This is a genomic window from Arthrobacter sp. FW306-2-2C-D06B, from assembly GCF_021789175.1.
GTDB lineage: Bacteria > Actinomycetota > Actinomycetes > Actinomycetales > Micrococcaceae > Arthrobacter.
The window spans coordinates 3,197,223-3,209,227 of the sequence record NZ_CP084560.1; the positions used below are offsets into that span (position 1 = coordinate 3,197,223).

The following is a 12,005-nucleotide window of genomic DNA, read 5'->3' on the forward strand; positions in this document are numbered from 1 at the left end:
GGCTTGATAACCATGCGTGGGGGCGCTGACGCATTCTGTTTCGATTGCTCCGGCCCGGACCAATCGCAGACGTGCTGAAGGGTTGCACATGCGGTCAATGTTGAAACGTGTATTCGCCGTCATCGGCCTGGCTGGAATGCTGGTCCTCCCGGCCACCGCAGCCTGGGCCGAGGGTCCAGTGACAATCCCCTCCGGCCAGAACATCGTGGACAACGCGAATGTCCTGGGCAACCGCAAGGGCGAGGTCCAGGACGCCATCCAGAAGCTCCTGAAGGACCACAAATACAACTTGTACGTGGTCACTGTGAATTCCTTCGACAACCCCTCATCGCCCGCAGACTGGGCCACGGCAGTGGCCACCAAGAAGGGCATGGGCAAGGCTGACGTCATTCTGGCCATTTCCACGGCCGGTCAGTACTATTTCGCACCCAACTCTGCAAGCGCGATCTATTCCAAGAGGTCAACCATTTCGGCCAATGCCATCGCGGCCAACCTGGGCGCAGGCAAGCGTGACTTTGCCCAGGCAGCCATCGACACCGCAGCCGCCGTCGGCGACGCCGCCGGCGGGGGCAGCGGCACGGTTCCGAGCGGCAACTCGGGTGCAGCCGTTTTGATCGGAGCGGGTGTGGTTGCCGCGGGCGGTGTGGGCACGTACTTGTACTTCCGTAACCGCCGCAAGAAGGGCCAGGCATCCGGAACGAGCTACGGCCCGCAGGGAGAACAGCTCGATCCCCTGGCTTCCTTGAGCATCCCGGACTTGCGGCGAAAAGCCGGCTCCCTGCTCATCGAAGCGGATGACACCATCAAATCCAGCGAACAGGAACTCGGCTTCGCACAGGCGCAATACGGCGATGCCGCCGTCGGGAACTTCACGAAGGCATTGCTGGAAGCCAAGAACCACATGACCGAATCCTTCAAGCTGCAGCAACAGCTCGATGATCACATCCCGGACACCGAAGAGCAGCAGCGCAGTTGGCTCGGCGAAATCATCCGACGCTCGGAGGCTGCCCTCGAGTCGTTGCGTGAGCAAAAGGCCGATTTCGACTCCCTGCGCGAGCTCGAGAAGAACGCGCCGCAGGCTTTGGCCACTGTTGCCGCCGGCGCCAATGAAGCCGAGGCAAAGATCAGTAGCGCGGAGCAATCGCTCAACGGGCTGCGCGAGAAGTACGCGGACAGCGCACTTGGCCACGTGAGCGACAACATCACCCAAGCCAAGGACCGGCTCGCCTTCGTTCACAACGCGACAACGACGGCACAGGAAAAACTCGCCGCAGGTGAGAGCAGCCTTGCCGCAGTGGCAGTCCGTGCCGCCGAAGAGGGCCTGCACCAGACCAACGTGCTGATCGACGCGATCTCCAAGGTAGCGGGCAGCCTCGACGAGGCCCGGAACGCGTTGGAGGGCGCCGTGGTGGAGACCAGCCAGGACCTGGCACAGGCCAAGGCGATGATCCAGTCCGGCGAACACCCGGAGCTTGCGGGCCCGGTGGCCGGAGTCGAAGCCGCACTGGCGCAAGTCAAGGTTGAAATCCAGGGCGGGAAGATCGATCCCATTGCCACTTTGGACCGCGTGGAGAAAGCCCACCAGGCCTTGGACCAGTCGCTCTCGGGAATCCGTGACCAGCAGGAACAGGCAAGGCGTGCACAGGCCGCGCTCCAGCAGACCATTATGGCCGCCCAGTCCCAGATCAGCGCCACCTCGGACTACATCGCGGCCCGACGCGGCGGCGTGGGCACCGAGGCGCGTACCCGTTTGGCCGAAGCCCAACGAAATCTCGACTACGCCCTGTCCATTTCCCGCAATGACCCGGTCACGGCACTGACGTACGCCCAGCAGGCCCAGTCGCTCGCCGCACAGGCCGCGCAACTGGCCCAGTCCGACGTCGATCAGTTCGGCGGCTTCGCGAACCAAGGCTACGGCCGCGGCGGCATGTTCGGTGGCGGAGGCAATGGTGGTGGCCTCGGCGGAGCGATCCTCGGCGGCATCCTCATCAATTCCATCCTCCACGGCGGCGGAGGCGGCTGGGGCGGTGGAAACAACGACGGCGGAGGCGGAGGCTTCTTCGGCGGCGACGGCGGTGGGGGCGGAGGCTTCTTCGGCGGCGACGGTGGAGGTGGAGGCGACTTCGGCGGCGGCGACTCCGGCAGCTTCTAGCATTCAAAGACTAGGTGGGGGGCCGGTCCCCCACCTAGAAGCGGTACAAAAACTGATCACTGGATTCAGTGGGAATCACTGAGCAGGACGAAAGGCAACACCATGGTTAAGCAGTCCATTTTCGGGCGGATCGCACAGCTCGCCAAGGCGAATATCAATGCCTTGCTCGACCAGGCCGAGGACCCGCAGAAGATGCTGGACCAGATGGTCCGCGACTACTCGAACAACATCGCCGAGGCCGAGTCCGCCGTGGCGCAGACCATCGGCAACCTCCGCATGCTGCAGGCCGACTACAACGAGGACATCAAGAACGCCCAGGACTGGGGCAACAAGGCCCTCGCAGCCTCCCGTAAGGCGGACGAGTACCGCGCGGCCGGCAACGCCGCCGACGCCGTGAAGTTCGACAACCTTGCCAAGGTGGCCATCCAGCGCCAGATGTCGGCCGAGAACGAGGCCAAGGCCGCCGAACCCAACATCTCGTCCCAGTCGGAGGTCGTGGACAAGCTCAAGAGCGGTCTCGACCAGATGAAGGGCAAACTCAACGAGCTCACCAGCAAGCGCAATGAGCTGGTTGCCCGCTCCAAGACGGTTGCTGCCCAGACCCAGGTGCACGACGCCCTCAAGAGCATCGACATCATGGACCCCACCAGCGAGGTGGGCCGCTTCGAAGAGAAGATCCGCCGCGAAGAGGCCAAAGTCCTCGGCCAGCAGGAACTTGCGGCCTCGAGCCTGGATGCACAGTTCAACCAGCTTGAGGACCTCGGGGAGCAGACGGAAATCGAGGCCCGCCTGGCGGCGTTGAAGTCGGGCGGCTCGAAGGCTGCGATCGGAGCCGGCGCCACCGCTCCGGCAGACGACACTGTGGACGAAGCCGACTTCGACAAGCTCTAGTCCCACCAACGAAGGGCCGGACCTTGTGAGGTCCGGCCCTTCGTGCTTGCTGGGTGCCTTATGCCCCTACAGCGAGTCGTCCAACGATGAGCCTCATGATTTCGTTGCTGCCTTCCAGGATCTGGTGGACGCGCAGGTCCCTGGCAATCTTCTCGAGGCCGTATTCCGACAGGTATCCGTAGCCGCCGTGCAGTTGGATGGCTTTGTTTGCGACATTGAACCCGGCGTCCGTGGCGACGCGCTTCGCCATTGCGCATAACCTCACGGTGTCCGGGGCGCCGCGGTCCAAGGCGTCTGCGGCACGGAGGATCAAGGTTCTGGCAGTTTCGAGTTCCGTATCCATGTCGGCGATGTCAAACAGCAAGGACTGCTGGTTGATGAGCGGGCCACCGAATGCCGAGCGTGACTTGAGGTAGGCGATGGACTTCTCCAGGGCCGCCTGGCCGCCTCCCAGGGAACAAGCGCCCATATTGACCCGGCCTCCGTTGAGGCCCTTCATGGCGATGCCGAATCCGCTGCCTTCCTCGCCAAGCCGGTTCGCCACCGGGACCCGTACGTCCTCGAAGATGACCTGACGCGTGGGTTGGGCATTCCATCCCATCTTCTTCTCATTCGGACCGAAGGACAGGCCCGGCGCGTCCGAGGGCACAACGATCGCGGTGATGCCCTGGCTCCCCGTGTCCGCAGTCCGTGCCATGACCACATAGATGCTGGAAGCTCCTGCGCCCGAAATGAACTGTTTGGTGCCGTTAAGAACGTAACTGTCGCCGTCGAGCACTGCTTTGGTGCTCAGTGCGGCCGCGTCCGAGCCGGCTCCCGGCTCCGTGAGGCAATAGCTGCCCAAAGCCTCCATGGACGCAAGCTGCGGCACCCATTGGGCCCGCTGCTCATCATTGCCGAAAGCGTCAATCATCCACACCACCATGTTGTGGATCGAGATGTAGGCCGCGATGGTGGGGTCCGCCTTGGACAGCTCTTCAAAGATCAGCGCAGCATCCGTGCGGGAGAGCCCCGAGCCGCCGAACTCTTCCCGGACATAGATGCCTCCCATGCCGAGGGTGCCCGCTTCGCGCAGGACATCCACTGGGAAATGCTTGGTCTCGTCCCATTCCGCGGCGTGCGGTGCAATGGCCGTTGTGGCGAAGTCGCGCACCATCTCTACCACCGCTTGCTGGTCCTCTGTGAGCTCAAACATTGGCACTCCTTTGCAGTTCTTCCCAGTTCTCCGGTTGTCCGGTATTTCTGGCTATTCGGTGCGTTTACTTGCTGACTTTGCCCATCAGCGAAGCGACAGGGCGAAGGAACAGCGGCCTCGCGAGGAACCAGGCGCCCACAATCACCAGGAGGGACACGGCGAAAATACCGAAACCAACCCAGTTGATATCGTCGCTGCCGCCATACATATGGTTGAGGTTGCGCAGCGCCCCGGTGGCGAGGACCAAGGTGACGTGCACGATGGTGAAGAGCACGAAGTACACCATCACCGGGAAATGCACAGCCCGGGCAAGTTCGATGGGATAGATCTTGTTCACCGTGCCGGCCTTCTTGGGCCATGCCGAGGACGTGCGCAGGCCGGTGATGATGGCAAGCGGGGCGGCGATGAAGACCGTGACGGAGTAGGTCAGCAATTGCAGGGCGTTGTAGTTCACCCAGCCGTCTTCGGTGGGCCAGTTCAACGATGCGTACTGGAGGGCGGCGGAAAGGGCGTTCGGGAAGACATCCCAGCTGGTGGGGATGATCCGCATCCATTGCCCGGTGGCAAAGATCACGATGATGAAGACGATGCCGTTCAACACCCACAGGGCATCGAGAGTCAGGTGGAACCACAGGTCCAGGCTGATCTTGGTTGGCGCGTTCTTGGTCCGGATGAATCCCTTGTTGTTGCGGGTCCATTGGGCCGGCGGCCTCTTGGCCGTGCGGACCTGCCAACCGGATCGGACGATGAGCACCATGAAGAAGACGTTCAGGAAGTGCTGCCATCCGAGCCATGCCGGGAAACCTACAGGGGCGTTCGCCGGGAGACTGGATGCGCCTGGGAAGTCGTGCAAGAACGACTGCACACCCGACAGGCCCGTCAACCATTTGGCAAACAAGACGATGAGCAAAAGGACGAGCAGCACGCCTGGAACCACCCAAAGGGGTTGGGACCATTTGCTTTTGGCTGCTGTCGACTTTTTGGCGGGGGTGGACATCTTCTCAGGCACCTCTCGGAAGAACTTTGCAATCAGGGACGCATCAAGCTAACAGGCTTTGGACCGAAGCGGCCAAAGCCTGTTACGCCGTCAGTTTGAACGGGCTTTGACGGCCTCGATGAGTTTCGGGACCACCGTGAAAATATCGCCCACGATTCCGAAGTCGGCCACCTCGAAAATAGGAGCGTCCTCGTCTTTGTTGATGGCCACAATGGTCTTGGCGGTCTGCATGCCTGCGCGGTGCTGGATTGCTCCGGAAATTCCCAATGCGATGTACAGCTGCGGGGACACGCTCACACCGGTCTGGCCCACCTGGGCCGTCTGGGCAATGTACCCGGCGTCGACGGCTGCGCGTGACGCACCGACCGCCGCGCCCAAGGTGTCGGCGAGCTGTTCCACCAGCACGAAGTTCTCGGACGAGCCCAAACCCCGTCCCCCGGAAACCACCGTCGACGCAGTCCGCAGCTCGGGCCGGGCCGAGACGGCGGCATCGTCGTTGAACTGGTCAATGATGGCGACGCCTTCTTCTCTGGCGTCGAGGGACACGGTCTGCAGGTCTGCCGTGGCTGCCGGAGCCTGGCCTTCGATCACCCCCTGCCGGATGGTGAGGATGGGCAGCCCGCCTTCCGCCACGGACTCGACAGTGTAAGCACCGCCAAACACCGAATGCTGTGCAACAACGGTTCCGTTCTCGCTGCTCACCTGCACGACGTCGGCGAGCACGCTCCCGCCGACCCGCACAGCAAGCCGGGCGGCAGCTTCGCGGCCGTCCACCGAATTCGCAGTGAGAATGGCAGCCGGCTCGTAGGCGTCGACGGCCCCGCCCAGGGCATCCACGGCAGGTGCCACCAAAACACTGCCGGCCGCAGCTGTCACGGCCGAGTAGATCCTTGCCGCGCCCAGCTCACCCAAGCGCGCGACGTCGTCGTCCTCCAAGGGTGCGGGCGAGACGACGACGGCGACCGGCGACCCCAGAGTGGCTGCGGCAGCCAGCAGCCCGCGGGCGGAAGCGGCAATCTCGCCGCGGTGGGAAATTTCAATGAGCACCAAGATGTTCGACATTTCTCTTCCTCCCTCAGACCAGGCGGTTCGCAACGAGGAAATCGGCGAGCTCGTCGGCCGCGGTTCCGTCATCGATGAGTTTTCGTCCGGCCGCGCGCGGCGGCCGCTCAACGGTGGAGACCACCACGGTGCGGCTGGCGCCCGTCGGGACACCAAGCTCAGCGGTGGACAACGTGGTGACGTGTTTGCGCTTGGCCGTCAAGATGCCCTTGAAGTTCGGAAACCGGGCCTCCGGGAAACGCTCGGTCACAGTGACGATGGCAGGCAGTCCGGCACGGACATTGAGGGTTCCCCCCTCACCCTGGCGAACGCCGCTCACGCCGTCGTCGGCGATTTCCGCTGAGATCAATGAACCCAACAGTGGCAGCCGGAGATGTTCGGCAACCATGGCGGGCACGACGCCGGCGCGGCCATCCGTCGATTCGTTGCCGGCCATCACCACGTCGAACCCAGTGGACCTCAGTGCGGCCGCGAGCGTTGCGGCCGTTCGGCCGGTGTCGGCGCCGTCCAGGGAATCATCGACAATGTGAACCGCTGAATCGGCTCCCATGGAAAGGGCCTTGCGCAAGGACTGTGTGGCGTCATCAGGACCCATGGTCATTGCCACTACTTCGGCGCCTTTGTTGGCATCCTTGATGCGCAACGCGGCTTCGAGGGCGCGCTCGTTGATTTCATCGAGCACGGAGTCGGCGGCCTCACGGTCGAGCTGGCCCGTTGCCAGGTCGAGCTTCCGTTCCTCGGCCGTATCCGGCACTTGTTTGACGAGCACGACGATCTTCATTCAACAGCTCCCTCGATGCAAATGGCTGACGCTTGGAATCGAGAATACTAGGAACTCCTAGTATTTACCATGGAGCGAAGGAAGGAATGCTTGGAACTCCTATTGATTCTGCCGGGATTTTTCGCGCCGGGCATGGGGATCCGGCCCGGCGACAGGTATCAGGCTTTCGAAGCGATCGATCTAGCCCTGGCGGATGCCGAGGGTGTTCCCGTCGGGATCACGGAACCATGCGCCGCGGGCGGGGCCGAGCTGGGCGATGTGCCCTGTTGTGGCGAGGGATCCCTCTGTGTAGTCGAGGAACTCCACGCCCTTGGCGGCCAAGTCTTGGACGACCGCCTCTATGTCGTCCACTTCGAAGTGGGCCAGGGTGTGCTCCGTGGCAGTAGGCGGACGCTTGAAGACTGAGATCTCGCTGACGGATCCGCACCGGTATCGGACGCCTACCGGAGTCTCCCAGAGGAACGTCAACTCCAGGATGCCGCCGTAGAATTCCTTCGCCCGCTCCAGATCCGTGACGGGAATTGTCGCCACGACCATCGTTGCACTGATCACTAGGACCTCCTCAGGCCGGCCCATTCGGTCAGGATGAACGGGCCATTCGGCCCAAGTGTCTTCCTCCAGGGCCTGGACTGTCAACGAGGACCGGGAGTTTCCGCGATGCTGCTTCGCACGGCCATCACCACGCTGACAAGCACCGACAACGCTATGACCACGGCGATTCCTGCGAAGTTCGGCTGGAATTCCAAGGCCAGCGCCCCGTTTTCGCTTCCGGCAGTCGCGGCAAAAAGACCCGGCAGGGTCGCCGGGGAGCCCGTCGAAATGGCGATCACGCAAGTGGCCACGAACAGAATGAACGCCAGGGCCAATCCAACGGCCACGCCGTCTAGGGCTGCGCCAACTATTTTCGATGCCGCGTTCATTGGGTCCCTCCTCGAGCCGGCCACCGCGGAGCGCCGCCTGTAATCCGGTGATGAAGTTTTGTTCACCCGAGAATCTAGCCCAACATTTCGCCTCTCAGGGGTCGGAGTGGTTAAAATCCGTACAGATTTGCCAAAAATCAGTGTGTTTGCCGGCAATCTCAGTGTGGATCTGGGTGCTTCTGCGTGTGAAAAACGTTTCACCCGGATCGGCCCGCTTGGCTGTCCAAGACCGCGTCCAAGACCAGTTCGATGGACACCGTCGGATTCTGCTGGATCATTCTCTTCGCCGAAGCTGCCGGGGCCGTGATTCCGCGGGCCCGGAATTTATCCATTCGAATGATTGAGCAGAATCCAACATCCGAGCGAGGACGCGCCCGGGATTTGCACACGTTTTGTCCTATAACCCGGAAATTGCGAAAACAGGGGGTTAAACGAAAGAGTCCGCCCATGCGGGCGGACTCTTTCGTCTACTTGGTTGCGGGGACAGGATTTGAACCTGTGACCTCTGGGTTATGAGCCCAGCGAGCTACCGAACTGCTCCACCCCGCGTCGCAAAATCAACTCTACCGCACATTCGGGGACGCCCCTGACCACTCAGATGTGCGCTGCGGCACGTTGGGATCTGGAGGAGCCTTCAGGCAGGAGTGACAGCCCTTGAGAGGGGCTATTCTCGCTGGGACTTGGCGCCGTCCTGACCTTCTTTGCTTCGGGAAAGCGCTTGCGACACGGCGAGTCGCGTCCTTCGGGCGCCGGGGCGGCGCAAAGAAAGTCGGGACGGACAGCGCAGCCGTACCGGGCATACGTTCTACCCATCCCGCGCTCCCCCACCGGCAAATCGGTGGCGAAATCGAGTAGGTGGGTCGGGTTTCCCGACCCACTTCTCACACCCCCGTACGTCCGGGCCTCGCATACGGCGGTTCGCTAAGTCGTTTGAAAGCGATCCCATGCAGGGCGTAAGTGGATGAGGCCTTGACCTTCCCAGTACTCAGCCCAACTTGTCGCTGCAGACATCAAACAGACGGCAAGTCTTGACCCGGTAGAAGCCGCCCTCCGCAAAAGATTGAGGTTAGGCGATCAGCTTCAGGCTATTTGACGGGAACCCTGCGGTCTACGTAGTAGGCGGAGAACACGAGGGCCACCAGTCCCAGGAGAGCTGCACCGTAGTAGAACAGGAGGCCAGGAATGCCCAGGTGAACGCTAAACATGCCACTAAGGAGCAGCTGAACGCCAATGCAAAGCACCAAAAACACGGCGGCGACGTAACCGATCCGTGTGCCCCTGGAGATGCTGGTCCCGCGTGGGGTACTAGCCACAAAATCGGCAACGCTGAATCGATCACCTGCTGTCCGGCGTTGTTCCATCGCTTCGTCGAGGAGGCGCGGTATCTCGGTTTCTGCTACGCCCTTCTTCCTGAGGGCGTACACAATATCCTGCTTGAGGTTTAATTCCATTGTTTCACTCCGTTGTCAAGATCATGCGATTAAACTACATCCCGCGTTCGATTGCGCCAGACACCGATGACGCACGGCACAATGATCCAAATCGCTGCTGAGGAAATCGCCGCGATGGCGTTTCCTCCTTCAGTCAAAACGTTTGAAAGAGTGGCCGACTGCAGAAACGGTGTAGCGTTCCCCGCGAAAAGCCCGATCAGCGAGTCGAACACGAAGGATTGGAACAGGACGAAAACGATAGCTATTGGCGTGGAGAGAAGTGCCGATGCGACCGACGCACCTGAAATTGTTCCAATCACGGTGACGCACGTGAGCAGCCATAGGCTCTTTACGAGGTCACCTAGGACCAGCTCGTATTCCGCAATCGCTGAGAAGCCCGCCGAGGCGAAAAAAGCGACGGCGCAGACGAGCAGTATGACACCGAGGGCGAAGGTGGCCACCGCGAGATACTTCGCGAGGAGCAGCACGCCGCGCTTTGGCTGAAGGACAAAGAACTTGATTGCGTCACGGTGCTGCCAGTCAGAGGTTACAGCCAGAATTGAAATAATTGGCGCTCCAATTCCCGCCGGCAGCGCAAGCGCGGCAAGCATCATGGATACATTGATTGGCTCGCCGCGAGTGGCAGAGACAACGACGAAGACGGCGATCACGAGCATGCCAAGAAGCGCCATGGAGGAGAGGAGCCATCTTGAGCTGCGGGTATTCACCAGCTTCCGCATCTCGACATACATGGCGATTCCCACAGGGTTCGATGCGGCAACAGCCGTCGTCGAAATACTGACCGTCGACGACGCGGAAGTTGCAGTCGAACCAGAAACACTCCGGACAGCGCCCGGTGCCGAAAGGAGAATAACGCCCGCCAGCGCCGCAGCGACGCCCTTTTTACCCCAATCGAGCATGACTTCCCGCGTATCACGTGAACTCATGATTTCCCCCTTTCACTTCACCCACCTTGAGTGCAATGCCAACCTGAATGGGTGTTTTAGATTTAGTCAAATCAGTTTGGAATGGGTGTCCAGAGGCACACCGTTGACATCAAACTCCCTGGCTCGCTTCAAGCAAACCGCTCTGGATGTGACGGGTGGTCGATTTTCCGGACCCGTTCGGGCCGAGGAGTCCGAAGACTTCTCCAGGTACCAGCTCGAACGAGATGTCCCGCACCGCTTGTACCATTCCATAGTCCTTTCCGAGCTCCTCGAGCCTGCAGGTGAAATCCACAGATTTCAATGGTTCATTCACTGTTGGGCAATAGCGTTGAGAGTTTTCGCATCGGTTTCCTCCTATTTTCTTGAACTGGCTGACGGGGAAATCCAGTGATGAATGTTTGTTCCCCCGCCCAAGAAACTATCGCGATATTTCGCCTCTCAGTGTTCGAAGTGGCAAAACTCCGTGCAGATTTGCCAAAAATCAGTGTGTTTTTCGGCAATCTCAGTGTGGATCTCGGCGCCTCCGCGTGTGAAAAAACGTTTCACCCGGATCGGCCCACATAGCCGTCTAAGACCGTGTCCAAGCCCTCCCTGGGGAAGTGGGGGCGGCCGTCTCCGCTGCTCGAATACGACATCCGAGCGAAGACGATCCCGGGCCGGACATGACGCGCCTGGAATTTGCACACGTTTTGTCCTGCAACCCGTGCTTCACGACCGACGAGGGGGTTATAGGACAAAACGTGTGTATGGGAGGGGCTTCCCTCCCAGTGTTGGCGGGCGAATTTCGGGATAGCTAAGCTTTGGAAGCTTAGGGTGGCTGGGGTGCTCGCAGCGGCCCTGTCGGAGCGCTGGTCCGAAAGCGCGGTGCAACGCTGCCTGGTCCATGTCCAGCGCAACGTCCGCACCTACCTGACCGGTCGGCCCAGGACCGAGGCGGGCAAGGCGTTGCTGCGGCTGGGACGGGCCTTGACCAGGATTCACGCTCCGGCGGAAGCGGCGGCCTGGCTGGCAGGGCTCCATGACTGGCACCAACAGCACGGGGATCTCGTCAAAGCCCGCACCTACCGGAGCACGACCGCGATAGGTGCGGGCTAACCAGCCCTGGTGGTACGCGCACGACAGGCTTTGCAAGGCCTACCGGCTCCTGGAACGCCTCGGCCAAGCGGGCACACTCTTCACCTACCTCGAAGGGCGAATACGCCGGGCTGGACATCGCCTCGACAACCAACAGGAACGAACGCCCAGCTCCGGCTCCTGCTGCGGGCACACTGGGGCATGAGCCAGGAACACCAGAAGCGTGCGATCGAGTGGTACCTCTACCTGCACAGGGCAGGACGCTCATGACGCGCCCGGGATTTACACACGTTTTGTCCTACACCCCACGTTTTTCCCATCCCGCACTCCCCCCCACATGTCGATGGAAAACAAAAAGATCCGGCACAGTGTTTCCACTGTGCCGGATCTTTTTCTCCAGTTGCGGGGACAGGATTTGAACCTGTGACCTCTGGGTTATGAGCCCAGCGAGCTACCGAACTGCTCCACCCCGCGTCGCAAGATCTACTTTACCTGTAGGTGAATGTCAGGCCAAATCGAAACGACGTGACCTCCGTCTCCCCGGCCCTGCGGCCAA

The 12,005-nt window shown here is 61.3% G+C and carries 13 protein-coding genes and 2 tRNA genes; 3 read left to right on the forward strand and 12 right to left on the reverse strand.

Annotated elements, in window-relative coordinates:
- Positions 1–88: 88 nt before the first annotated feature.
- Together LFT47_RS14890 and LFT47_RS14895 are read left to right on the forward strand one after the other, a co-directional pair.
- Positions 89–2,152 (forward strand): TPM domain-containing protein, encoded by a 2,064-nt coding sequence (locus LFT47_RS14890; protein ID WP_236811950.1) that lies wholly within the window; start codon positions 89–91, stop codon positions 2,150–2,152.
- Between the two features lie 102 nt (positions 2,153–2,254).
- The gene (locus LFT47_RS14895) at positions 2,255–3,043 is read left to right on the forward strand and encodes a PspA/IM30 family protein (RefSeq protein ID WP_236811951.1); all 789 of its coding nucleotides are present in this window, start codon (positions 2,255–2,257) and stop codon (positions 3,041–3,043) included.
- Positions 3,044–3,101: 58 nt separating this feature from the next.
- Here LFT47_RS14895 and LFT47_RS14900 read toward each other — a convergent pair whose 3' ends face one another.
- The 11 genes from LFT47_RS14900 to LFT47_RS21535 all read right to left on the reverse strand — a co-directional run bounded on the left by LFT47_RS14900 (position 3,102) and on the right by LFT47_RS21535 (position 10,622).
- Positions 3,102–4,238: an acyl-CoA dehydrogenase family protein gene (locus LFT47_RS14900; RefSeq protein ID WP_236811952.1), complete on the reverse strand. Its 1,137-nt coding sequence runs from the start codon at positions 4,236–4,238 to the stop codon at positions 3,102–3,104.
- A gap of 64 nt (positions 4,239–4,302) precedes the next feature.
- The gene (locus LFT47_RS14905; RefSeq protein WP_236811955.1) at positions 4,303–5,235 is read right to left on the reverse strand and encodes a cytochrome b/b6 domain-containing protein; all 933 of its coding nucleotides are present in this window, start codon (positions 5,233–5,235) and stop codon (positions 4,303–4,305) included.
- 90 nt (positions 5,236–5,325) lie between these two features.
- A complete protein-coding gene (locus LFT47_RS14910; protein ID WP_236811957.1) occupies positions 5,326–6,297 on the reverse strand; it encodes an electron transfer flavoprotein subunit alpha/FixB family protein in 972 nt (323 codons plus the stop codon).
- 13 nt (positions 6,298–6,310) lie between these two features.
- Positions 6,311–7,078, reverse strand: coding sequence for an electron transfer flavoprotein subunit beta/FixA family protein (locus LFT47_RS14915; RefSeq protein WP_236811959.1), 768 nt, complete (start codon positions 7,076–7,078; stop codon positions 6,311–6,313).
- A gap of 180 nt (positions 7,079–7,258) precedes the next feature.
- The gene (locus tag LFT47_RS14920) at positions 7,259–7,630 is read right to left on the reverse strand and encodes a VOC family protein (RefSeq protein ID WP_236811961.1); all 372 of its coding nucleotides are present in this window, start codon (positions 7,628–7,630) and stop codon (positions 7,259–7,261) included.
- An 80-nt stretch (positions 7,631–7,710) separates the two neighbouring features.
- A complete protein-coding gene (locus LFT47_RS14925; protein ID WP_236811963.1) occupies positions 7,711–7,998 on the reverse strand; it encodes a hypothetical protein in 288 nt (95 codons plus the stop codon).
- Positions 7,999–8,195: 197 nt separating this feature from the next.
- Entirely contained in the window at positions 8,196–8,330 is a 135-nt protein-coding gene (locus tag LFT47_RS21385; RefSeq protein ID WP_272909585.1) for a hypothetical protein, read from the reverse strand.
- 140 nt (positions 8,331–8,470) lie between these two features.
- A tRNA-Met gene (locus tag LFT47_RS14930) sits at positions 8,471–8,547 on the reverse strand.
- A gap of 536 nt (positions 8,548–9,083) precedes the next feature.
- Positions 9,084–9,449: a hypothetical protein gene (locus LFT47_RS14935; protein WP_236811965.1), complete on the reverse strand. Its 366-nt coding sequence runs from the start codon at positions 9,447–9,449 to the stop codon at positions 9,084–9,086.
- A gap of 29 nt (positions 9,450–9,478) precedes the next feature.
- The gene (locus LFT47_RS14940) at positions 9,479–10,375 is read right to left on the reverse strand and encodes a hypothetical protein (RefSeq protein ID WP_236811967.1); all 897 of its coding nucleotides are present in this window, start codon (positions 10,373–10,375) and stop codon (positions 9,479–9,481) included.
- 109 nt (positions 10,376–10,484) lie between these two features.
- Positions 10,485–10,622, reverse strand: coding sequence for an ATP-binding cassette domain-containing protein (locus tag LFT47_RS21535; protein ID WP_442863474.1), 138 nt, complete (start codon positions 10,620–10,622; stop codon positions 10,485–10,487).
- A gap of 566 nt (positions 10,623–11,188) precedes the next feature.
- On the opposite strand from LFT47_RS21535, the gene LFT47_RS14950 reads away from it, so the two are divergent.
- Positions 11,189–11,470 carry a hypothetical protein gene (locus tag LFT47_RS14950; protein ID WP_236811970.1) on the forward strand — a complete coding sequence of 94 codons (282 nt, stop codon included), beginning with the start codon at positions 11,189–11,191 and terminating at the stop codon, positions 11,468–11,470.
- 379 nt (positions 11,471–11,849) lie between these two features.
- On the opposite strand, the gene LFT47_RS14955 is transcribed toward LFT47_RS14950, so the two are convergent.
- A tRNA-Met gene (locus LFT47_RS14955) sits at positions 11,850–11,923 on the reverse strand.
- Positions 11,924–12,005: the final 82 nt, after the last annotated feature.